This is a genomic window from Rhizobium sp. RHZ02, assembly GCF_014851575.1.
Classification (GTDB): domain Bacteria; phylum Pseudomonadota; class Alphaproteobacteria; order Rhizobiales; family Rhizobiaceae; genus Rhizobium; species Rhizobium altiplani.
The window spans coordinates 130,649-153,692 of the sequence record NZ_JACUZX010000008.1 but is presented as its reverse complement, the minus strand read 5'-3'; the positions used below and the strand labels follow the sequence as shown (position 1 = coordinate 153,692).

Annotated in this window: 21 protein-coding genes and 1 other RNA gene; 8 read left to right on the top strand and 14 right to left on the bottom strand. The window is 59.7% G+C overall.

Annotated features, from left to right (window positions below):
• Window positions 1-3: 3 nt before the first annotated feature.
• The 7 genes from mraY to mraZ form a co-directional block, all read right to left on the bottom strand.
• Window positions 4-1,104: a phospho-N-acetylmuramoyl-pentapeptide-transferase gene (mraY, locus tag IB244_RS15125; RefSeq protein WP_018858321.1), complete on the bottom strand. Its 1,101-nt coding sequence runs from the start codon at window positions 1,102-1,104 to the stop codon at window positions 4-6.
• A gap of 22 nt (window positions 1,105-1,126) precedes the next feature.
• A complete protein-coding gene (locus IB244_RS15120) occupies window positions 1,127-2,560 on the bottom strand; it encodes a UDP-N-acetylmuramoylalanyl-D-glutamyl-2,6-diaminopimelate--D-alanyl-D-alanine ligase (protein WP_192304699.1) in 1,434 nt (477 codons plus the stop codon).
• Window positions 2,557-4,017, bottom strand: a complete 1,461-nt coding sequence (locus tag IB244_RS15115; RefSeq protein ID WP_018858319.1) for a UDP-N-acetylmuramoyl-L-alanyl-D-glutamate--2,6-diaminopimelate ligase — start codon at window positions 4,015-4,017, stop codon at window positions 2,557-2,559. Before IB244_RS15115 ends, IB244_RS15120 begins: the two co-directional genes overlap by 4 nt.
• A 67-nt stretch (window positions 4,018-4,084) precedes the next feature.
• Window positions 4,085-5,827 carry a peptidoglycan D,D-transpeptidase FtsI family protein gene (locus IB244_RS15110; RefSeq protein ID WP_018858318.1) on the bottom strand — a complete coding sequence of 581 codons (1,743 nt, stop codon included), beginning with the start codon at window positions 5,825-5,827 and terminating at the stop codon, window positions 4,085-4,087.
• Between the two features lie 2 nt (window positions 5,828-5,829).
• Entirely contained in the window at window positions 5,830-6,231 is a 402-nt protein-coding gene (locus IB244_RS15105) for a hypothetical protein (protein WP_018858317.1), read from the bottom strand.
• Between the two features lies 1 nt (window position 6,232).
• Window positions 6,233-7,258 carry a 16S rRNA (cytosine(1402)-N(4))-methyltransferase RsmH gene (rsmH, locus tag IB244_RS15100; protein WP_018858316.1) on the bottom strand — a complete coding sequence of 342 codons (1,026 nt, stop codon included), beginning with the start codon at window positions 7,256-7,258 and terminating at the stop codon, window positions 6,233-6,235.
• A gap of 17 nt (window positions 7,259-7,275) precedes the next feature.
• Window positions 7,276-7,713: a division/cell wall cluster transcriptional repressor MraZ gene (mraZ, locus tag IB244_RS15095; RefSeq protein WP_025659370.1), complete on the bottom strand. Its 438-nt coding sequence runs from the start codon at window positions 7,711-7,713 to the stop codon at window positions 7,276-7,278.
• Between the two features lie 579 nt (window positions 7,714-8,292).
• Between mraZ and IB244_RS15090 the strand changes: the two genes are divergently transcribed.
• Entirely contained in the window at window positions 8,293-8,487 is a 195-nt protein-coding gene (locus tag IB244_RS15090) for a hypothetical protein (RefSeq protein WP_018858314.1), read from the top strand.
• 40 nt (window positions 8,488-8,527) lie between these two features.
• Here the strand turns inward: IB244_RS15090 and rnpB are convergent.
• From rnpB to IB244_RS15065, 5 genes are all read right to left on the bottom strand, one after another.
• Window positions 8,528-8,923: RNase P RNA component class A (gene rnpB / locus IB244_RS15085), an RNA gene on the bottom strand.
• A gap of 98 nt (window positions 8,924-9,021) precedes the next feature.
• A complete protein-coding gene (locus IB244_RS15080; RefSeq protein ID WP_113471578.1) occupies window positions 9,022-10,209 on the bottom strand; it encodes an FAD-dependent oxidoreductase in 1,188 nt (395 codons plus the stop codon).
• Between the two features lie 100 nt (window positions 10,210-10,309).
• The gene (locus IB244_RS15075) at window positions 10,310-10,828 is read right to left on the bottom strand and encodes a lytic transglycosylase domain-containing protein (RefSeq protein WP_026371940.1); all 519 of its coding nucleotides are present in this window, start codon (window positions 10,826-10,828) and stop codon (window positions 10,310-10,312) included.
• A gap of 261 nt (window positions 10,829-11,089) precedes the next feature.
• Window positions 11,090-11,854 (bottom strand): N-acetylmuramoyl-L-alanine amidase, encoded by a 765-nt coding sequence (locus tag IB244_RS15070; RefSeq protein WP_113471577.1) that lies wholly within the window; start codon window positions 11,852-11,854, stop codon window positions 11,090-11,092.
• Complete coding sequence (locus IB244_RS15065) at window positions 11,851-12,558, bottom strand: J domain-containing protein (protein WP_018858310.1); 708 nt, start codon at window positions 12,556-12,558, stop codon at window positions 11,851-11,853. The genes IB244_RS15070 and IB244_RS15065 overlap by 4 nt, the downstream gene beginning before the upstream one ends.
• Window positions 12,559-12,971: 413 nt before the next feature.
• Here IB244_RS15065 and IB244_RS15060 point away from each other — a divergent pair, with 413 nt between their 5' ends.
• The 3 genes from IB244_RS15060 (at window position 12,972) to IB244_RS15050 (ending at window position 15,925) form a co-directional block, all read left to right on the top strand.
• Complete coding sequence (locus tag IB244_RS15060; RefSeq protein ID WP_018858309.1) at window positions 12,972-14,183, top strand: pyrophosphate--fructose-6-phosphate 1-phosphotransferase; 1,212 nt, start codon at window positions 12,972-12,974, stop codon at window positions 14,181-14,183.
• A gap of 57 nt (window positions 14,184-14,240) precedes the next feature.
• Complete coding sequence (locus tag IB244_RS15055) at window positions 14,241-14,876, top strand: LysE family translocator (RefSeq protein WP_018858308.1); 636 nt, start codon at window positions 14,241-14,243, stop codon at window positions 14,874-14,876.
• 113 nt (window positions 14,877-14,989) lie between these two features.
• Entirely contained in the window at window positions 14,990-15,925 is a 936-nt protein-coding gene (locus tag IB244_RS15050; RefSeq protein WP_018858307.1) for a lytic transglycosylase domain-containing protein, read from the top strand.
• Here IB244_RS15050 and IB244_RS15045 read toward each other — a convergent pair.
• Window positions 15,919-17,304 carry a serine hydrolase domain-containing protein gene (locus IB244_RS15045; protein ID WP_018858306.1) on the bottom strand — a complete coding sequence of 462 codons (1,386 nt, stop codon included), beginning with the start codon at window positions 17,302-17,304 and terminating at the stop codon, window positions 15,919-15,921. The genes IB244_RS15050 and IB244_RS15045 overlap by 7 nt on opposite strands.
• A 172-nt stretch (window positions 17,305-17,476) precedes the next feature.
• Between IB244_RS15045 and IB244_RS15040 the strand changes: the two genes are divergently transcribed.
• The 4 genes from IB244_RS15040 to IB244_RS15025 all read left to right on the top strand — a co-directional run bounded on the left by IB244_RS15040 (window position 17,477) and on the right by IB244_RS15025 (window position 21,633).
• A complete protein-coding gene (locus tag IB244_RS15040; RefSeq protein WP_018858305.1) occupies window positions 17,477-18,721 on the top strand; it encodes a DUF3419 family protein in 1,245 nt (414 codons plus the stop codon).
• Window positions 18,718-19,389 carry a methyltransferase domain-containing protein gene (locus IB244_RS15035; protein ID WP_018858304.1) on the top strand — a complete coding sequence of 224 codons (672 nt, stop codon included), beginning with the start codon at window positions 18,718-18,720 and terminating at the stop codon, window positions 19,387-19,389. Before IB244_RS15040 ends, IB244_RS15035 begins: the two co-directional genes overlap by 4 nt.
• 130 nt (window positions 19,390-19,519) lie before the next feature.
• Complete coding sequence (locus IB244_RS15030; RefSeq protein WP_018858303.1) at window positions 19,520-20,317, top strand: GH25 family lysozyme; 798 nt, start codon at window positions 19,520-19,522, stop codon at window positions 20,315-20,317.
• A gap of 83 nt (window positions 20,318-20,400) precedes the next feature.
• Complete coding sequence (locus IB244_RS15025; RefSeq protein ID WP_018858302.1) at window positions 20,401-21,633, top strand: lytic murein transglycosylase; 1,233 nt, start codon at window positions 20,401-20,403, stop codon at window positions 21,631-21,633.
• A 511-nt stretch (window positions 21,634-22,144) separates the two neighbouring features.
• On the opposite strand, the gene metF is transcribed toward IB244_RS15025, so the two are convergent.
• Window positions 22,145-23,044, bottom strand: coding sequence for a methylenetetrahydrofolate reductase [NAD(P)H] (gene metF, locus IB244_RS15020; RefSeq protein ID WP_113471575.1), 900 nt, complete (start codon window positions 23,042-23,044; stop codon window positions 22,145-22,147).

The window sequence follows — 23,044 nt, the reverse complement described above, 5'->3', positions numbered from 1 at the left end:
GCCTCACCGCAGCTTCAGGGTGGAGAGACCAAGCAGGGCAAGACCGACCGCGATGATCCAGAACCGGATCACCACCTGGCTTTCCGTCCAGCCCTTCTTCTCGAAATGGTGATGGATCGGCGCCATCAGGAAGACGCGCCGGCCGGTCATCTTGAAGTAGCCAACCTGGATGATGACCGAGAGCGTTTCCATCACGAACAGGCCACCGATGATCGCCATGACGATCTCATGCTTGGTAGCGACGGCAACCGTGCCGATCGTGCCGCCAAGCGCCAGCGAGCCGGTGTCGCCCATGAAGATTGCGGCGGGCGGCGCGTTGAACCAGAGGAATCCGAGGCCGGCGCCGATGACGGCCCCAAGCACCACCGAGAGCTCGCCGGTGCCCGGTACGAAGTTGATCTGCAGATAGTTTGCAAAGACGGCGTTACCCGCGAGATACGCAATCACCCCGAAGGATGCTGCGGCAATCATCACCGGCACGATGGCGAGCCCATCGAGACCATCGGTCAGGTTCACGGCATTGCCGGCACCGACGATCACGAAGCCGCCGAAGAGGACGAACATGATGCCGAGGTTGATCATGAAGTCCTTGAAGAACGGGAACGCGATCGATGAGCCGAAGGTCGAACCCGCGGTTCCGGATGCAAGCGCCGTTCGCATCATGAAGTAAACGGCAATGCCTGCGATCACGAACTCGATGCCGAGTCGCGCCTTGCCGGAGAAGCCCTTGTGGCTTTGCTTGGTGACCTTCAGGTAGTCGTCATAGAAGCCGATCGCGCCGAAACCGAGGGTGACGAGCAGCGTGGCAACCACGTAGACGTTGGAAAGATCAGCCCATAGCAGCGACGACCCGACGATACCCGCGAGGATCATCAGGCCGCCCATGGTCGGCGTACCTGCCTTCTTGAAGTGTGTCTGCGGACCGTCGGCGCGGATCGGCTGCCCCTTGCCTTGGCGGATGCGCAGCGAGTTGATGATCGTCGGACCAAAGAGGAAGACAATGAAGGCGGACGTAAACAGGGAGGCGCCCGTGCGGAAGGTAATGTACCTGAACAGATTCAAGAATTTCAGGTGTTCCGACAGTTCGACAAGCCAAATCAGCATTCAGGGCCCCTTGTTTACCCGCTCAAAAATCGCGTTGCGTGTCGGCAAATGGCGGGAACTTGTCAAGAAGCGCGGCGACGATCTTTCCGAAACCTATGCCCAGTGACGATTTTACCATCAGCACGTCGCCAGCCACGACGGAGTTCAGTACGTATTCGCTTAGTTCTTCTGTCGTCTCGTAGTGAACGACCTGGACGCTCTCCGGGAGCGATTCCTTCAGCGCAGCCATTTCACGACCGGCCAGCCAGACATGCTCAATGCCGGCAGCAAGCAACGGCCCCGCCAGATCCGAATGGACCCTTTCCGCGTAGTCGCCCATCTCCAGCATGTCGCCGAGTACGGCGATGCGCCGCCCCGCCCCCGTCGGCACCGCGCTCGCAAGCACGGCGATTGCCGCCCTCATAGAGGCGGGATTGGCGTTGTAGCTCTCGTCGATGACCGTGAAGGCGCCGTGGTCGATCATCAGCCGATGACGGCGGCCCCTGCCCTTCTCGGGCTGGAGCGTCGCGAGGGCGCCGATCGCCTGCTGCATGTCCGCACCGACTATCTTCACGACCCCGAGGGCAGCCAGCGCATTCTCCGCGATGTGCCGGCCCGGCGCACCGATTGCCACTTCCTTCGTGTCGCCGTCGATGGTGATCCAGAGCGTCGAACTCTGGTCCGAGCCGTTAAACTCTGCCAGGCGGAAATCCGCTTTCGCGTGCTGACCGAAGGAATGGATGTGGTGGATACCGCAAGCTTGTGCCGTCCGCTCCAGAAAGTTGAACTGGTCGTTGTCTCGATTGAGCACGACCTGCCCACCGGACACGACGCCTTCGAAAATCTCGGCCTTGGCCGTCGCGATCTCACGAATGCTCTTGAAGTTGCCAAGGTGTGCCGGCGCGATTGTCGTGATCACGGCGACATGCGGCTTGATCATCTTGACCAGCGGGCGGATCTCGTCCGGATGGTTCATGCCCACTTCGAAGACACCAAAATACGTGTCGAGCGGCATCCGGGCGAGCGTCAGGGGTACGCCCCAGTGATTGTTGAATGAGGCAACGGAAGCGTGCACCTTGCCCGATGGAGACAAGACCCGGCGCAGCATCTCCTTGGTGGTCGTCTTGCCGACCGAACCGGTGACGGCAATGATCTGGGCGCGCGAACGGGCGCGAGCAGCCTGTCCGAGCTTTCCGAGTGCCGCCAACACATCTTCGACAACGATCACTGGGACGGTGAGCCGCCCCATGGCTGGCAGGCGCGCTTCGCTGACGACGAGAAGAGCGGCTCCGTTTGCCATCGCCATCGACGCGAAGTCGTGGCCATCGACGCGGTCGCCCTTGATGGCGAAGAAGACTTCGCCGGGCGCAATGGAGCGGCTGTCGATGGAAATCCCGGTAATGCCCTCAGGCAAAGTGCCGAACGGCCGCCCTGCCATGGCGGCAATCATGTCTTCCGTCGTCCAAAGCCAGTTCACGGTTTCAGCTCCTCCAAAGCCTTACGCAATTCGGCGTGATCCGAAAACGGCAGGGTGACGCCCCCTATCGTCTGCCCTTCCTCGTGCCCCTTGCCGGCGACGATCAGCGTGTCGCCGGATGTCAGCATCCCGACCGCCGTTCGGATCGCCTCGGCGCGGTCGCCGATTTCGGTTGCGCAGCCAGCGGCCGCCATGATCTCGGCACGGATGCTCGACGGCTCTTCGGAGCGCGGATTGTCGTCCGTGACAATCACCACATCGGCCAGACGGCAGGCGATTTCGCCCATGATCGGGCGCTTGCCGCGATCGCGGTCGCCACCGCAGCCAAACACGACGATGACGCGGCCCGTAGTAAACGGACGAACGGATTCCAGGACGTTGGCAAGCGCGTCTGGCTTGTGTGCGTAGTCAACATAAGCAAGCGCGCCGTCCCTGGTGTGGCCCACCAGCTCCAGTCGACCCGATGCGCCCTGCAGCTTTTCGAGGGCCGCCATGGCAACCTTCGCCGGCACACCCGTCGACATGGCGAGACCTGCCGCGACGAGCGCATTGGCCACCTGGAAGTCGCCCGCAAGCGGAATGTCGACCTCGAAGATTTCGTCCTCGGCATGGATTTCAGCCACCTGCTTGTGGCGGAAATGCTCGACGCGCTTCAGCGTCAGGTAGTCACCCTTGCGACCAACGGTGCGGACGTCATGACCCGAGTCGCGCGCCGCTTTGACGGCTTGCTCCGACCACGCATCGTCAGCGAAGATCACCGCCGGTGCGCCCTTTGGCAGTAGCGTATCGAAAAGCCGCATCTTCGCGGCCATGTAGCTTTCGATCGTCGGATGATAGTCCATGTGATCGCGGCCTAGATTGGTAAAGGCAGCGGCAGTGAGCCTGACGCCATCCAGACGGCCCTGATCGAGGCCATGGCTGGAGGCTTCCATCGAGGCATGTGTAACGCCCTCCCCGGAGAGCTCAGCCAGTAATTTGTGAAGCGAAACTGGATCGGGCGTCGTCAGCGAGCCATATTCATTGCGTGTCGGAGAGACGACACCAGTCGTACCGATCATCGCCGCCGGATGGCCGGCATAAGCCCAGATCTGCCGCGTAAAGGAGGCAACCGACGTCTTGCCTGCAGTACCGGTCACGGCAACCATCGTTTCCGGCTGCTTGCCATAGAAGTGAGAGGCCGCGATCGAGAGGAAGCGGCGCGGATCGTTCACGACGAGAACAGGTATGGAAGCATCAATGCCATGGGAGGCAATGGCCACGACAGCACCGCGCGTCGCCGCATCGGCGATAAAACCTGCTCCATCTGCCTTCGTCCCGGCGACAGCTACAAACACCATTCCGCGTTCGATCTTGCGGCTGTCGGACGAGATGCCCAAAACCGCCAGCGCCCCGACAGACCCGGCTAATTGATTTTCAAGTTCCGGAAATGCATCTCCGGCGATGTCTCGCAAGTTCATCGAATGTACTTTTCTCTTTCAAGCCGCCGCGCCCCCGTGGCGAATCGGCTCCGACATTCATTCAGACTCAATAAGACACCAACATGGCCGATCCGTCGTCACCGAACTTGGGTTCCACACCGAGAATTGGCGCTGCGCGGGCAATGATGTTCTTCACCATCGGTGCAGCAGTATACGCGGCGATGTTCTGACCCTTCTCGCCATTGTGCGGTTCATCGCAGAACGTCAGCACGACATACTTCGGATCCTCGATCGGAAATGCGGCGAGGAACGCATTGAAGTTGAGGTTCGTCGCATAGCGGCCATTGACCACCTTGTCAGCCGTGCCAGTCTTGCCGCCGACGTTGAAGCCGGGGACGTCAGCATTGCGGCCGGAGCCCTTGATGCCGTTCAGCTTGAAGAGATAACGCACGTCGTCGCTGGTCGACTTCTTGACAACCACTTCAGCAACCTCGTCCGCCTGTTCCCGATTGCGCGGCAGGAAGGTTGGCTCGATGAGCTTGCCGCCGTTAACGAGCGCCGCGCCGGCAACCGCCGTCTGCAGTGGCGTCGTGGAAACGCCGTGGCCGAAGGAAATCGTGATCGAGTTGATCTTCTTCCAAACCTTCGGTTGGCTCGGCATCTTCACTTCCGGCAGTTCGGTCTGCATCTTGGTCAAAAGGCCGAGCTTCGTAAGATAATCCTTCTGAGCATCCATCCCGACAATGTCGATGATGCGAGCTGTGCCGACGTTCGACGAATACTGGAACACCTCAGGCAGCGTCAGCCAACGGCGCTGGCCGTGGAAGTCGTGAATGGTGAAGCCGCCGATGCGGATCGGCTGCGTCGCATCGAAGCTGTCGTTCAGGCTGACCTTGCCCGTGTCGAGCGCCATGGCAAGCGAGAACGTCTTGAAGGTCGAGCCCATTTCGAACGTGCCGTTCGACATGCGGTTCAGCCAGCCCTCCTTGGCGCCCTCCAGCGGGTTGTTCGGATCGAAATCCGGGGCCGATGCCATTCCGAGCACTTCGCCGGTATGAATATCGAGGATGACAGCGCCGGCGCCCTTGGCCTCGTAGTTCTTGACCGCGTTGACGACGACATCGCGCACGATGTTCTGGACGCGGACGTCAATCGACAGGCGAACGGGCTCCAGCGGCTGGTCGCTTGTCATGCCGACGGAGGCGAGGTCGGCAAGGCCCTGATCGTCAATGTATTTTTCCATGCCGGCAACGCCGCGGTTGTCGATGTTGACGTAACCGAGAATGTGCGCTGCGGTGGCGCCACCCGGATAAAAGCGGCGCTTCTCAGGGCGGAAGCCGATGCCCGGAATGCCGAGCGCAAGGATCTGGCTCTGTTGCTTCGGCGTCAGCTGGCGACGCAGCCAGGCGAAGTGGGACGTGCGGTTCGCGAGCTTCTTGTAAGTCCCCTTCATGTCGAGGTCGGGCATAACGGTGGCGAGTTTCTCGACCGCCTCGTCGGGATCGACAACCTTGTTCGGCTCGGCAAACAGCGAGACGGTGCGGATATCGGTCGCCAGCACCTCGCCGTTTCGGTCCAGGATATCCGGGCGCGACGCCATCAGACGATCAGGCGGCAGGATACTGGACACGACATCGGGGTCGCGGACTGCGTATTCGACGAGACGCCCGCCGATCACGCAATAAACAGCAACGAAGCCGACGATCAGGAGCCCGACGCGGCTCTTGGCCTGTCCCGCCCTCTTTTTTCGCGATCCCTCGATCGGCCTATTGCCGCCGAGGCGGTTGTGCGTGCCGGCGGAGAAATGCGCCTGGCTCTTCAAGACCATGATGCGTGAAAGAAACGACATCTCTACTCCACCGATCCGGTTGCCATCATGTCTTCTTCTTCGGGTTCAGGCGCCACCGCCTTTGGCTTCGCCTTGGCACCGGCCTTCGCTTCGGTAATGTCGGGAACCGGAACTTGCGACTTCAGCATCGGCAGTTCCTTGGCATGAACCAGCGACGTGGAAGCCGTCGGCTGCAGCTGAAGCTCACCATTGTAGTTGTTGACGAGCCGCTCGAGCCTGTTCGGCTGGGACAACAGAGCCCAATCGGCCTTCAACAGATCGATGGTATCCTTCTCGAGCTTGATCTCCGCTTCAAGGCGATGAACTTCCTCGAGCTTGAGCTCGGCATGGTGCTTGATCGTATAGGTGACAGCAGCAGCTGCTGTCATGACACCGACGAGGATGAGGTCCAAGGTTCTCAGCATATCAGGCTCCGAGCTTTCCGAGACTCGCCAGATTCGGCAGCCCGAAGATGGAAATATCCGCCGCTTCAGCGGGTGCGGCAGTGCGCAGCCCTGCCCGCAGCTTGGCAGATCGCGCCCGCGGGTTTGCCTGCGCCTCCGCCTCGGTCGCAGCAACCATGGGTTTGCCGATCCGCTCGAAGGTCGCCGCACGCTCGTGCGCGACGGGCAGATGACGCGAGCCCGAAGCCTTGCCGGCGCGATCAGAGAAGAAGGTCTTGACGATCCGATCTTCGAGCGAATGGAAGGTAACCACAACGAGACGCCCGCCGGGCTTCAGCACGCGCTCGGCGGCAAACAGCGCCCGCGCCAGCTCGCCAAGTTCGTCGTTGACGAAAACCCGCAACGCCTGGAAGACCCGGGTCGCCGGATGAATCTTGTCCTTCATTTTACGTGGGGTAACGAGCTCGATCAGACCAGCCAGATCGCGCGTCGTCTCGAACGGCTTTTCAGCCCGCCGCTTTTCAATCGCATGCGCGATGCGCGGCGACTGATTTTCCTCTCCGAGAAAATGAAAGATGCGGATCAGATCAGCCACCTTGGCACGATTGACCACATCGGCCGCCGAAACGCCAGCCGCCGACATCCGCATGTCCAGCGGACCATTCTTCTGGAACGAGAAGCCGCGCTCGGCCTCATCGATCTGCATTGAGGACACGCCGATATCGAGCACGACTCCATCCAGCCCGCCCGATGGAGCAGCATCGGCCAATTGAGAAAACCGCGAATGAACGAGCTTCAAGCGGCCTTGGCTTTCAGCGACAAGGGCCTGACCGGCTTCGATGGCGGTCGGATCGCGATCCAGGGCGATCACATTGGCGCCAGCACCCAGAATGGCAGAAGTATAGCCGCCCGCACCGAAGGTGCCATCGAGAATGATCTTGCCGGGCAACGGCTCGAGCGCGGCAAGCACCTCATTGAGAAGAACCGGAATGTGGCGAACCGGTCCGCCACCGGCATCAGTTGAATCTCCGCCAGGATTCGCCGCCATTCCGTTCCCTCGTATTTTTAGGAACGCCTGCCCGCCAGCCGACGCCCTCCTCGTGCCTGCACCTGAGCAGCCTGAAATGCCTGCGGCTGCCACAGCTGAAAATGATCCGCCCGACCAACGAAGGTCACTTCGTCCGAGATACCGGTGAAGTCGCGGATGAAATCCGTGACCATCAGCCGGCCTTCCGCATCGAGCTTCATGAAGATACCGCCCCCGTGGATGAGAAGCGACATCTCGTTCGCGTCCGGCGAAAACGGATCTTCCGCAGAGATTTGACGCTCGAACCTCTCCAGGAGATCCGGACCGCCGACACTGATCGCCGGAAACACAAAGTCCTGGAAGCAATAGAGCTCCTGAACATTGCGCTGCGCCAACACGGATCGAAACGCCGCCGGCACGGAAACCCTGCCCTTGGAATCGATTCTGTTGGTCGCATTTGAAAGGAAGCGGCTCATGACACGAAACATCCGTTCCCGAAAGAGCCCGGACTGAACTCAAAAGCCCGGAACCCTGAAATTCAGGCACAGCTTCGCGAGCCGAATGGGCAAGACCCCATCCGGAGCTTCCGGAACAGAAGACACCTTGGCTTTGCGATTGGTGGGCACCTACTTGCCCTTGCGCAGTGCATGAATGGGATAACATGGGACCATATGGGCGTCAATGGGAAACGCCCGTCTCACGATGAGCGCCGTATCGAAAATTTATAAGCTGTTAAGTTTAACAAAGGGTTAGTTCCGCACTTACCGATGCCGCGAACCAGCCCTGCCAGCACGCGCCCGAAGGCGACCGATGGCTCAGATCGGCACAACCAAATATGCAATTTCCAACAAAGGCTTAAGGCTTGCTCTTCAACAGTGGCAGGCGTCGATCCAAGGCGCCCCATGAAGAGGTATGCAGCCGCTATCCCCTTTGAAGTAAGCGACCAAGCTATTCGGATATTGCCATGTGCAAAATAATAAGGAGGCGGAGAATTGAATCGGTTCAGCGCTGCCGCATATTAATGAAGGCTAAATAAGTAACCGTGGAGTAATAGTATGACAAACTTCACATTAAAGGGACTTCTTTACGGGCGCTTTGAACCGGAAAAGCGTATTCCACTGTCGCAGTCAGGCATGACGACCGACATCCAATGCGATTCCTGCGGCAAGATATTCAAGCGCTGGTCCATTCTCGCGCGCAGCAGCACCACCTGCGATGAATGCCTGGCAAAGGCACCGACCGCCCACTAGCAATCGACGACATCAACAAGACGCGTCTTAGCAAAGGTAGTTCGCCAGTTGGCCTGTAAGCCGGGTTCTGTATGGCCCCGGCCGAAGCCGGAACGTGGCAGCCATTCCTCTGGGACAGCGTTCGCACGCTGCCTCACGCAACCCACCCGGATGACTGACCTGGAAACCAGCCGGAAGGCTTTCGCCTCCCACGTCATCCCTATTCGGTCTTGCTCCCGGTGGGGTTTACCTTGCCATCGCCGTTACCGGAGATGCGGTGGGCTCTTACCCCACCCTTTCACCCTTACCTGCCGAGGCAGGCGGTTTGCTTTCTGTGGCACTTTCCCTGAGGTCGCCCTCGCCGGACGTTATCCGGCACCGTGTTTCCGTGGAGCCCGGACTTTCCTCACCCTACCGCCTTTCGGCATTGGTAAAGCGCGGCTGCCCGGCCAACTGGCATGGCTCCCTTAGCGGAGACGCGAAGCGAATGCCACTGAAATATCTTCGAGCTCTGCGCGTACTCGCAACGGGCGCCCCTCCCCGACCGGAGCGTGCCTAGCGGAAGACCGGCGTCAGCTCCCTGCCGAAGTCCTCGGCGCCGAGCCAGCCTTGCGTCATGACGACCGCGCCCAGTCGGCCGAGCTCATCCGATGATTTCGCGGCAACGAAATTGCCACCGGCCAGAACCGCAATTCGTGGAGAATCCGTATAGCCCACATAGGGATAGGCTGTTGCCGTGAAGGTTGCCACACACGGCGCCGAGGTTGTTGCGCAACCCGCCAATGCGGGCATGTGCTGCAGGGCCGTTGACACCAGCAGGTCGCGCTCCGCCAGATCGCCATCGGAGCGAAACCATGTTCCGACATCCTCAAGCGTCTCGAATGAGCGCGTTTCCAACTCGCCGCCGAGTTTGAGATAGAACTTGCCGTCGGGATAGCACACCGGCGGAAGGATGTAGACATGGTCCTCGTCGCGGTCGCCGAAGATAATGGCTGAAGGCATTTCGGAAAAAACTGCCATCTCCCGGGCGCCAAGTTCGAAGAATGCCACGGTGCGCGCCGCGATCCTGACATCGATAGCAGCAGGGAGAAGACCGTTGAAATTGCTGAAACCGCCGGCAGCGACCAGCACCCGCTCGGCGGTATAGCGCTTGCCGCCGGCATGAACCTCCACGAACGTACCCTCATCGCGAACAGAGGCAACAGTCGCATCGATAACCGTCACGCCCGCCTGCTCGGCAAGCTTGGCTTGCGCTCGAACCAAAGCGCGCGGGTTGATGTGGCCCGCGCGTTTCGCTTCGAAATAACCATTGAACGACGGGTTGAGATCAAACGGAGGAAAGCGGTCCCGCAACGCCGTCGGCGTCAGCGTTTCGACGTCGAGACCGAGCGTTTCGCTGACCTGCAGCGCCCGTCCGAGATATCGCTCCCCCGGTTGGGCAGGTGGTCCGGCAAAGAGGCAACCCGCTTCCGTGAAAAAGGAAATGCCGCTCTTCGCTTCGATTTCGTGGTAGCGGTCGAGCGAGCGTGCCGCCAGCGTCGCCCAAACGGCATTGTCGTCGAAGGTCCGCGTGATGCGGGCCTCGTCGTAGTGGCTGGCAAAGACGCCATGATGGCTCTTGCGCTCGACTGGCTCACTGGGGCCGATGAGCGCAACACCCTCGATCATCCCGGAGAGATGGCGGGCCGCAGCCGCGCCCATCATTCCGCGCCCGACGATGATCACCTTGAAATCAACTGCCATGTATCACCTCATTTCGGAGGCCAGATAACACAGGCACTATGTTGAATCATATTCTTAAGTGCCCGGTCGAAGTAATTATCAGACAGGCAGTTTCAGGTGATCAGTCGAGCATCGCCAGGACCTTACCGCAATAGGCCTTGGAGACCGGGTTCATGCGGGTTGCGCCATGGCCGGCATTGTACTTCAGGATCGTGTCGCAGGTCTCACCACCGCCGAGTTCATGTGCAGCGGCCAGGTATTTCATGCCGAACCTGATGTTCGTCTCGGGATCGAACAACCCCTTGCTCGTCCCCGAGTAACCCATCATCCTTGCTGTCGCCGGCTTGATCTGCATGAGACCGATTTCACCGGCACTACCGCGTGCGTTCGGATTGAAATTGCTCTCGACGCGAACGACGGCCTGAGCGAGCTCGGCAGGAACGTTATATTGCTTTGCGTACTTGATAATGAGAGCCGAATATTTGTTGGCCGTGAAGTCCGGCATTGCATAGCCGCTAGTCCGATCAACAGTCTTCAAAGGAACCGTCTGTGCCCTTGCGCCCCATTCACCCGCGAAAGCGCAATTCATACCCATCAACAGTGCGCTTGCGCACACCGCAGCAGAAATAATCCTATTCATTCAGTCTAATTACTCCGACCCAAAGAATTTCTGGACCGCGTTTCAAATAACGATCCAGTTTTATGCGGCAGATATTTATTAGAGATACTGCAGCAATTCTTTTTGTTTCAATTGACGACCGCCAAGAACCCCAAACAACACAAGCGGCGCCGTTCGACGTTTGGCGTTAGACCATCGCAATGAGGAGATAATAGGGAAATGATGTGGCGAGCCGACGAACTCTCAGAATCCCGGTAAATTGGCGCGACTCAAAAGTACTACTTATGCGGAGTAGCGTGGAAGCGACGCCAGCAGACGGTGCAGGGTGTCTATCGTCGAAAAGTCCGCAATTCCGTCGATTCGGGCGGGCCGAAAATGACGCTGGAAGGCCTCGACCTCGCCTGCCATCTTGGCCGAGAATTCGCCAGTGATCTCAGTCGCATAGCCGTAGAGCGACAGCATCGACTGCAGGGCTTCGACCGGCTGGCCGCGGTCGCCGCGTTGGAAAAATCTTCCACCGGAGATCGGTGCGGGCTCGACCCAGTGGCCGATACCGGCCCTGGAGAGCTCCGCCCAGGGAAATTTTTCCCCCGGATCGACCTTCCGAATCGGTGCAACGTCGGAATGTCCAAGCACCCTTTCAGGGGCAATTGACCAACGTTGGCCGCAATCTCGACACAATTCGATCACGGCTTGGATTTGTTCTTGGGGATACTCTGGAAGGCCGCCGGGATGACCGGCATTGGCGATCTCGATCCCTATTGACAACGAGTTGATATCGGTCTCGCCCTGCCAGTAACTTTTGCCAGCATGCCAGGCACGGCGCTCCTCGGGCACGAGCTGCAGAACCTCGCCGTCTTCCTGGACAAAGTAGTGGCTGGAGACCTGGCTTTCGTCGCGACAGAGCCACTCCAGCGCTCCGTCGGGCGTTGGCATACCTGTATAGTGAAGAAGGATCATATCTGGCTTGCGTCCATCCGCACGCTCGCCGTGATTGGGCGAAGGGCGAACAATTGCCTTCCGGTAGTCGGCCTCGAACGAGGTCATGCTGCGCGGCGTTCCTTCTCGATCGCCTCGTAGGCGGCATTCAGCGCCGCCATGCGCTCATTGGCAATGGCATGGAACTCGGCCGGCACACCACGGGAAATCAGCCGATCCGGATGATGCTCGCTGACAAGACCATGGTAACGGCGACGGATCGTGGTGAAATCATCGGAGGGAGAAACACCGAGCACCTTATAGGGATCACGTCCCACGGAGACATGGCGCGCGGCGATCCTTTCGAAATGCTCGTCATTCATATGGAAGATCTGGCCGACGTGCCGCAGGAACGCCAATTCCTTCTCATGAATGAGCCCGTCAGCCTTGGCGATATGAAAGAGACCGTCCAGTACCTCTTCCAGTACCGGGCAATTGGCGGCGCATGTCACGCACAGGGACGACAAGCGCTCCGCATAGGCCTCATAGCCGGCCACGTCCTGGCGCGCCAGATTATAAAGACGCGCAACGTTCTTCGCCTGCTCGGGCGGGAATTCGAAGATCTCGCGGAAGGCGTCAACCTCCTTCTCACTGACGATCCCGTCCGCTTTGGCCATTTTTGCCGACAGAGCAATGATCGCGACTGAGAAAGCCACCTTGCGGCGGGTCTCCGGATCGCCTTCGAAAACTGTCCGGATAGCCTCGACCACCGCCGAAAGGACGTTGCCCGCGGTGTTGCCAATGGCATTCAGCAGTTTTTCCCAGAAGGACATAAGAGTCTCTCGCAGTGCAAATAAGATTAGACACCTTGACCAAATAAAGCCTGCGTTTGCAAGGCGACGATTGGTCATAGGAGCGAATACTGCTTTCACAATTCGGTAATTGTCGCTCCGGCATCCAAGCATACGCCGTATTCGCACGGCGTCATATGACACCAAGGGATAGGCTGTTAACGCATCAGAGAAGCATGCAGTTGTACAGTCGGCTCCACGCGCTCGGGAATTTCCACAAGCCATCTGAACAGCTATCCTTGGCTTGAAACGATTATATCCGCGCTTCCATCTACCTTCGCCGTCAGGGGCGCGATTTTCACAATAACAACACTTTACATGGCCCTTTCCCTGCCGCATCCATGCGTTAGGTAAGCAGACGCGCTTGCACCGATACGAGACACAATGGAGGGATCATGGCCAAACAGAAAGTCGCATTGCTCACGGCCGGAGGCCTGGCGCCCTGTCTCTCCTCCGCAGTCGGCGGATTGATCGAACGCTACAGCGACGTTGCGCCCGACATCGAGCTCGTCGCCTATCGTTCCGGTTACCAGGGCGTACTCCTCGGCGACAGCATCAAGATCACGGCAGACATGCGGGAGAAGGCTTCGCTTCTGCATCGCTACGGCGGGTCGCCGATCGGCAACAGCCGCGTCAAGCTCACCAATGCAGCCGATTGCGTGAAGCGCGGTCTCGTCAAGGAAGGCGAAAACCCGCTGCGTGTGGCGGCCGAGCGGCTTGCCAACGATGGCGTCACCATTCTTCACACGATCGGCGGCGACGACACGAACACTACCGCTGCCGATCTTGCGGCATATCTGGCGGCCAACGGCTACAATCTGACGGTCGTCGGACTGCCGAAGACGGTCGACAACGACGTCGTCCCGATCCGCCAGTCGCTTGGCGCATGGACAGCCGCCGAAGTCGGCGCACACTTCTTCGACAACGTCAGCAACGAGCAGACCGCGGCACCGCGCACACTGATCATCCACGAAGTCATGGGGCGCCACTGCGGCTGGCTGACGGCGGCAACTGCTCGGGCCTATCTGCAGCGGACGAAGAACTATGAATATGTCGATGGGCTGATGACGAACGCCAGGATGAAAAGCATCGACGCCGTCTACCTGCCCGAACTGGCATTCGATCTCGATGCGGAAGCGGCCCGGTTGAAGGAAGTCATGGACCGCACCGGTCATGCGACCGTGTTCGTTTCGGAAGGCGCCTGCCTTGACGCCATCGTCGCCGAGCGCGAGGCCGCGGGCGAGACCATCAAGCGCGACGCCTTCGGCCACGTGAAGATCGACACGATCAATGTCGGCGGCTGGTTCCAGAAACAGTTCGCAGGCCTCATCGATGCCGAGCGCTCGCTCGTGCAGAAATCGGGTTACTTCGCACGTTCGGCCCCCGCAAACGGCGATGACCTTCGTCTGATTCAGAGCATGACCGACCTTGCCGTCGAAAGCGCCCTGAACAAGGTCTCCGGTGTCACAGGTCACGATGAAGCGGAGAATGGTAAGCTCCGGACAATCGAGTTCCCGCGTATCAAGGGTGGCAAGGCCTTCGACACCTCCACCGAGTGGTTCGGCGAAGTCATGGACACGATCGGGCAGAAATACAGCGCGGCATGATTGACTGAGGGTTAATATGGTGTCTTTGCTTTCCCTTAGGGAATAGGAGGAGATTCCATGTCGCTCGAAGCCTGGCTCGCTTTTGCCGCTGCGTCTGCAATCATGCTGGCGATACCGGGGCCGACGATCCTTCTCGTTGTTTCCTATGCGCTGGGCCATGGGCGCAAGACGGCGCTCGCGACGGTAACCGGCGTCGCGCTCGGCGACTTTACCGCGATGACTGCATCCCTTTTCGGACTGGGGGCCGTGCTTGCGGCCTCCGCGACCCTATTTACGGTGCTGAAATGGATCGGCGGCGCGTACCTGATCTGGCTCGGGATCAAGCTTTGGCGCGCACCCGTGATGTCCGAACCGATGGCGGACAATGACAACCTGCCCGAAAAGAAATCGATCAGGGTTTTCCTGCACGCCTATGTCGTCACGGCGCTCAATCCGAAGAGCATCGTGTTCTTCGTCGCCTTCGTTCCGCAGTTCCTGAATCCCGCTTTGCCGTTCTTCGGCCAGATGCTCATCATGGAAGCCACGTTCCTGGTCCTCGCAACCATCAATGCCTCGACCTATGCACTGGCAGCAAACGCGGCTCGCGGGCTTATTCGCAAGGCAAGCATCCAGCGTGCGGTTAACCGCACCGGCGGCACTCTGCTCATTGCCGCAGGCGCCGTAACAGCCGGTTATAGGCGGATAGCCGCGTAAATATTTCCAGCGGGTTGCAGCAACGCAACGAATACGTTAATTGCGGATTCCAGGCTTAAGGTTTTTGGTAACTTCTAACGCTGCCGGGGCGGCGCGTTCACGAAAGTGAGAGTATGGTAGCGATCGGTTTTTCCGGCCTGAAACGCAGTCTCATCGTTTCGACGATGCTCTGCGGCGTCGTTGCCGGATGCACGAGCGTCGAATACACGTCGGTGGAAGAACTGACCGCAATCCAGACCGTTGTTCCGACACCAAAGCCCGGCGAAGACGCCACGCTTGCAGCCGTGCCGGCCGGCGACGGAGCGGCCCAGACGGCGATGATCACCACCGCCGACCAGGCGACAACGGCCCTCGCGGCACCCGCCATGCCGGCAACCGATCCTTCTCAGTTGAGCGGTCAGGCCGGGGCGACGACGGCAACGGGTTACGCGCAGATTCCGCTCACGCCTGAAATGACAGCGATTCAGTCCGTTGTACCGATCCCGCGCCCGGGCACCCCTTCCCCGTCGACTCAACTCGCCTTTGCCGCAACACCTCAGGCTGGAAGCAGCGCGATTGCAGCTCTTTCCGCTATCGATACGACGCCGCACCCGATGATGGATTACGGTTTCGACACCTCAGGTCCCTCGGATCCACCGGCCGCACCGCCGATGTTCAGCGACAGCGACGACGATGGCGCGCCGACGGTTGAGAAAAGCGCAATCACCAAGATCATCGACAAATATTCGAAGCTCTACCAGGTGCCCGCCTCGCTGCTTCACCGCGTCGTGCATCGCGAGAGCCGCTACAATTCCAAGGCCTATAACAAGCGCGGCTATTTCGGCCTGATGCAGATCAAGTACAACACGGCCAAGTCCATGGGCTACGAAGGTGAGCCCGCTGGCCTCTTTGATGCCGAAACGAACATCAAATACGCCGCCAAGTATCTTCGCGGCGCTTGGCTCGTCTCTGACAGCAGCGAAGACGATGCTGTCCGCCTCTATGCCCGTGGCTATTACTACGAAGCCAAGCGCAAGGGCATGGACGACGTCGCCCAGGGCAACTACTGATCACTGCCGGGCAGCGCGGCTAGGATCTCTTTGACCAGCATCTGCGGCTTGTAGCGAAGCCAGCTTGGCGTCAATCCGAGCCTGACGACGACAAGCTTCGCGGACGGCACGATCGCAATGCTCTGCCCATCGTGCCCCTCCATCCAGAACGTATCTTCGGGAAGACCGGCAACGGCGCTGGTGTCACCGCCCGGCGCGGCGAGCCAGGCCTGCGCCTGGGTATATTTGCCGCCCGAGGCCACGGTCGGCGTCCTCATCGCTGCCATGAACCGTTCCGGCAACAGCCTCTGGCCGTTCCAGACGCCGTCCTGAAGAAGGAACTGGCCGAAACGCGCCCAATCCCGCGCTGTGGCGTAAAGATAGGAACTGCCGGCGAAGGTGCCCCGTGCGTCGACCTCCAAGACAGCACTCGACATGCCGATCGGGTCGAACAGCGCCGTCTTGGGATAGGCAAGCGCCGCCTGCATGTTGCCAATCCTGTTCATCCATATCTTTGAGATCAGCACCGACGAACCGCTTGAATAGCTGAAACGCTGGCCCGGGCTTGCCTCCAATGGCAGACTTGCTGGCAGCGCCGTCATATCCGCATCGAGATAGAGCATCCGTGTGACATCGGCGACCGTGCCGTAGCTCTCGTTGAACACCAGGCCGCTCTCCATGCCGAGCAGATCACTCAGCTTGATCGCCGAATGGTCGCCCCCCTTCCACTGCGGCAGAAGGCCAGCCTCATCGAACGCGATTTTGTTGTCGAGCATCAGCCGCCCGACGATGGCTGCATTCACGGTCTTCGTCATCGACCAGCCTGTGAGCGGCATCATCGGACCGAATCCATCACTATAGCGCTCCGCGATGATGCGGCCGTTGCGAACCACGACAACCGCGCGCATTGCAGGACCGATCAGCTCGGCATCTGAAAGCAGTGCATCGACACGGCTGTCATTGGCCTTCGCGACGGCATTTCCCTCCGGCCATGGGGCCTCATTTTGCGGCTCCGGAGTCACCGGAACCTCGGGCACGGCGCGCGCCGCGGCCTCGAAGTCACCATCCGGCACGCTGCTGCAGCCGAGTGCGCCGCGATAGATCGCATGGCCCGGCGCGAAGAGCCCGAGGATACGAGCGGTAACCCGCTTGTCCTGCCTGTCGACAGTGACGCGTACCAGTCGTAGCAACGGATTTCCCGGCGCCTGAACGTCCTCGTAAAGCACCTGTTCGGGGTCACGCCCTGCCAGGAATACGTTCGAGCAAACGATCTTGGCTGCGTAACCATCACCGACTCGCAGCAATTCAGGTGGCCGCGCATAAAGCCAAGCCGCGCTCATAGCGACGATCGCGACCAGCAAAAGAGCGAGTGGCCTCACGACACGCAGCACAAATCGCATATGCGATCCTCCTTGCCCACAAGAGAAGCAGGAAAGCCGGCAGCGCGAAAGCCCCCAATGCCCGGATGTTTTTCCATTTCCACCGACGGAAGCACGCGCCCACAGCTTGCGTCATCAAACTGTAGTGACGGCGCGCTAAACGCCCTGAACGCTAAAAGGGTGAAAGACTCATATGACGGAATTTGCACCGGATGCCGGCTTCCGCAAGAACCGGAAACTCAAGGCAGCTCTTCTCCGCCACAATGCCTTCTCCAAGGCAGGCTTTTCGGAACGGCTCTTTGGGTTGCTGTTTTCCGGCCTGGTCTATCCGCAAATCTGGGAAGATCCCGACCTCGACATGCTGGCGATGGAGCTTCAGCCTCACCACCGCATCGTGACGATCGGCTCCGGCGGCTGCAACATGCTTGCCTATCTTTCCAGGAGCCCGGCGTCGATTGATGTGGTCGATCTCAATCCGCATCATATTGCCCTCAATCGCCTGAAGCTTGCCGCGTTCAGCCACCTTCCCGCACACGCCGATCTCGTTCGCTTCCTCGCCACACCGCGCGAGTTGTCGAACAGCCACGCCTTCGACCAATTCCTCGCTGCAAATCTTGACGACGCGACCCGCAACTACTGGAACGCCCGCAAGTTCGGCCGTCGGCGGGTCACGGTTTTCGACCGCAACATCTACGAAACAGGTCTCCTCGGTCGGTTCATTGGAGCAGCACACCTTCTGGCCCGCCTGCATGGCGTCGACCTGACGGAAATGACCAAGACGCGCTCCCTGCGCGAGCAGCGCCAGTTCTTCGACGAGAAGATCGCACCACTCTTCGACAAGCCGGTCGTACGCTGGATCACCGGCCGCAAGAGCTCGTTGTTCGGCCTCGGTATCCCGCCACAGCAATACGACGAACTGGCAAGCCTCGCCGCCGAGCAGTCAATCGCGCCGGTCCTACGGCACCGACTTGAGAAGCTGGCCTGTCACTTCCCCATGCAGGAAAACTATTTTGCCTGGCAGGCTTTCGCTCGCCGCTACGCGCCGAAGGGCGAAGGCACACTCCCAACCTATCTCGAGCCCGCGAACTACGAGGCGATCCGTGGCAATGTGGATCGCGTCACCGTTCATCATGCAAGCTTCACGGAACTGCTCGCCGGCGAGCCGGCCGGATCGCGCGATCGCTACGTCCTCCTGGATGCACAGGACTGGATGACGGACCAGCAACTCAACGACCTATGGGCAGAGATCAGCCGCACGGCGCGCGAAGGTGCCCGGGCGATCTTCCGTACGGCGGCCGAAAAGAGCATCATCGAAGGCCGTCTGTCGCCTGCAATCCGCGATCAGTGGACGTACATGGAAAAGCGCTCCGCCGAACTCACGGCGCTTGATCGCTCGGCAATCTATGGCGGCTTCCATATCTACGGGAAGAATGCGTGAGCGGGGTCGGCACGAATCCCGTCACCAAGGACGACGGCCACGCCGCCCTGATGGACGGCATGTACCGTTATCAGCGCCACATCTATGACCTGACGCGCAAGTACTACCTTCTCGGCCGTGATGAGACGATCCGCAATCTGAATGTGCCGGAAGACGGCACCCTGCTGGAGGTCGGTTGCGGAACCGGCCGCAACCTGGCGCTCGCCCATAAATATTACCCGCGGGCTCGGCTGTTCGGCCTGGACATCTCGCACGAGATGCTGATCTCCGCGCGCAAAACATTCGAGACCAAAGCAACGCTTCCGGATTTCCGCGTCGCGGACGCGACCGCCTTCACGCCGCGCGAGTTCGGCGTCAGCGGCTTCGACCGCATTCTCATTTCCTACGCCCTTTCGATGATCCCCGATTGGGAACGCGCCGTCGACTCGGCCGTGGCCGCCCTCGCCCCCGGCGGCGAGCTGCACATCGTCGATTTCGGCCAGCAGGAGCGCCTTCCGGGCTGGTTTGCACGCTTTCTCAAGGCGTGGCTGCGAAAATTTCACGTGTCGCCGCGTGCCGATTTGCGGCAGGTTCTCGCGTCGCAAGCCTCTGAAAATCAAGCGCGACTGACCTTCGAGACCATTAGTGGCGGCTATGCCTGGCGGGCCGTCATTGTGACCAAACCTTGACATTTCGCTTGAAACTAACCGTTTTTTTACGTTGATATGGAAAATAGAGGGGACATTCCTCTGCTGGACGCGTCTTTAACGGGGTCGAGCTGTGGGGCAAAAAATCCATTCGTTTCGCGACGGAACATCTATGCGCCGGCTTCTGTTTTGCGTTTTGCCGTTGGCTGTCATGCTCGCCGGATGCACGTCATCGGGCTATGATTTTCTCGAAACAGCGTCCGTGAAGCCAAAGACGCGCTTCAAGGACACCGATCCCCAGGACTTCGGATCAAAGCATCCTGAGCAGCAGCCGATCCACGGTATCGACGTGTCGAAGTGGCAGGGCAATATCGACTGGCAGACGGTCAAGGGTTCCGGCGTTGCTTTCGCCTTCATCAAGGCGACCGAAGGCAAGGACCGCATCGATCCGCGCTTCAACGAATACTGGCAGCGCGCCCGCGCCGTCGGCATTCCGCACGCCCCCTATCATTTCTACTATTTCTGCTCGACGCCCGATGAGCAGGCTGACTGGTTTATCCGTAACGTGCCCAAGGAATCCATGCGCCTGCCGCCGGTCCTCGACGCCGAATGGAATGCGGAATCGAAGACATGCCGCTATCGCCCCGATCCGGCGACGGTCCGCGCCCAGCTTCAGCGCTTCATGGATCGCCTCGAGGCCCATTACGGCAAGCGGCCGATCATCTATACCTCGGTAGACTTCCACCGCGACAATCTCGTCGGCTACTTCCAGAATTACCACTTCTGGGTCCGCTCCACCGCCAAGCATCCCGAAGTCACCTATGCCGACCGCCGTTGGGCCTTCTGGCAATACACGTCGACGGGCGTCATCCCCGGTATCAAGGGTCCAACGGACATCAATGTCTTTGCCGGATCGACCCAGAATTGGCACAACTGGGTAGCGGCTGTATCAAAGGACACAAATTCTTAGTAACGTCGCCTCGTCTTTCTTGCTTCCGTCACAATCATTTGGGAAATCGACGGAAATTCCATTTTATGACGAGGATCGAAACTATGTACGTCTCGCCCGCAAGCCGCACGGCACTTGCACTCCTTTTCGCTGCCGGTCTGGCGACCGGCGCAGCCGCGCAGACGCCGGCACCGAGTGCCCCGGCTTCGCAGACACCGGCGGTAGCATGTGACGGCGACCTCAGCGAATTCTTGGCCGGCGTAAAGGCCGACGCCATCGCAGCGGGCGCATCGGCCGAAGCTGCTGACAAGGCTCTGGAAGGCGCACAGATCGACCAGAAGGTCTTGAGCCGCGACCGCGCTCAGGGCGTGTTCAAGCAGACTTTCCTGGAATTCTCGCAACGCACTGTCAGCCAGGGCCGGCTCGACATTGGCCGCCAGAAGATGAAGCAATACGCAGATGTCTTCGCCCGTGCTGAGCAGGAATTTGGTGTACCCGCAGGGGTTATCACCGCCTTCTGGGCGATGGAAACCGACTTCGGCGCCGTACAGGGCGACTTCAACACCCGCAACGCCCTCGTGACCCTGGCTCACGACTGCCGCCGTCCGGAGCTTTTCCGTCCGCAGCTGATCGCCCTCATCGAAATGGTTCAGCATGGCGACCTCGACCCGGCAACCAACACCGGTGCCTGGGCCGGCGAGATCGGCCAGGTCCAGATGCTGCCTCGTGACATAGTCGCCTATGGCATGGACGGCGACGGCGATGGTCACGTCCGCCTCAAGCAGAGCGGCCCCGACGCCATTCTGACTGCGGCCAAGTTCATCCAGCATCTCGGCTTCCAGAAGGGCCAGCCGTGGATCCAGGAAGTCACGCTTCCCGAGAACCTCCCCTGGGAGAAATCCGGTATCGGTGGCCCACTGACGGCCGGTGAGTGGTTCGCCCTTGGCGTCAAGCCGCGCGATGGCAACACGAGCTTCGGCAACCTGCATGGCGACCTGATACTGCCGCAGGGTCGCCTTGGCCCGACCTTCATTGCCTATCCGAATTTCCAGATCTATCTCGAATGGAACAAGTCGTTCATCTACACGACCTCGGCCGCCTATTTCGCGACACGCCTTGCCGGCGCTGAGACCTATCTCAAGGGCACGCCCGAACAGGGACTTTCCAACGACCAGATGAAGGAACTGCAGACCAAGCTCGGAACGCTCGGTCACGACGTCGGCAAGGTCGACGGCATCCTTGGTTCAGGCACGCGCGTCGCCATCCAGAAGGAGCAGCAGCGTCTCGGTATTCCCGCCGATGGCTGGGCAACGCCGACGCTCCTCAACTCGCTCTGATCACGTTTCCTCAAGCGAGCACTTTAAGGCCGGGTTTCGCACCCGGCCTTTTCATTTTCGGGGATTGTTCCATGGTTTCAGGCGCTTCAGGCAAAGCCTTCATCTTGCCGCAAGTGTGAAGGCTGGATCGCCGACCTTAACGGCCGGTTAAAATCTGTGAATATTTTTCCACGGAGATTTATCTTGCGATTTCAACAAATTAAAGAAAGCATCACGGCCGCAATGTGACATTTTCGCCGCAGCGCAATATAAAATCCGCTTTCCAAGCGACACAATCACGACATATTATCGCAACTGTTAACGCGAGGAGACAGACATGGGACTTACACAATCCTTGAATGTCCTTTTGGTCAGCGCGGCGTTTGCATTTGTATTGACAATGCTTTTCATCTGAACGCCGAGGCAAGCGAACAGTACCGAGACTCCTGAGTAGCGAAACAGTTCAATGAATCAGAAAAGCGCATCCCACGAGGAGATGCGCTTTTCTTTTTGTCGTCACTTACGGAGCAGCCTACGCGGCAGCGCCAGCCTTCCTGGCGCCTTCCCGTGTGAAGCCGAGATTGGTCAGCACGGCCGAAACGAGCGGCGCCCGGTTCATCGTGTAAAGGTGGAAATCGGTGAGCCCGCGGCGAGCCAGATCCTCGATCTGTTCGGCGGCAACCTCAGCGGCAACCTTGGCTCTTTCTTCCGGCTTGTCGTCGTAGCCTGCAAAGCGTTCATCGAGAAATGCAGGGATGACCGTGCCGCAGGCACCGGCGAAGCGCTTCAGCTGCGTCAGGTTCTGGATCGGCATGATGCCCGGCACAACCGGGATCTTGATGCCCGCAACCCGCACCTTTTCCAGGTAGCGCTCGAAATTGTCGTTATCGAAGAAGAACTGCGTCAGCGCGCGGGTCGCGCCGTTATCCGCCTTCTGCTTCAGCATCTCGATGTCGGCGGTGGTATCGCGGCTTTCCGGATGCTTTTCCGGGTAGGCCGACACCGAAATCTCGAAATCGCCGATCTCACGCAGACCGGCAACCAATGCCGCCGCATTCGCATAGCCGCCGGGATGCGGCTGATAGGGCGCGCCAACGCCGCCCGGAGCATCGCCACGCAGCGCCACGAAATGCTTCACGCCAACCTTGCGGAAGCTGTCGATGACGCTATGCGTTTCGTCCTTCGTCGCGCCGACGCAGGTGAGATGCGACGCCGTGGCGAGCGGGGTTTCGGAAAGGAACCGTGAGACAGTCGCCAGTGTAGGCGCCTTGGTGGTGCCACCGGCGCCATAGGTCACCGATACGAAGTCGGGATTCCAGTCCTGCAGATCGGTGACCGTATTCCACAGCTGACCTTCCATCTCTTCCGACTTAGGCGGAAAGAACTCGAAGGAAATGCCGATTTTGCGGCGCGCGTCGCTGTTCAAAGCCAT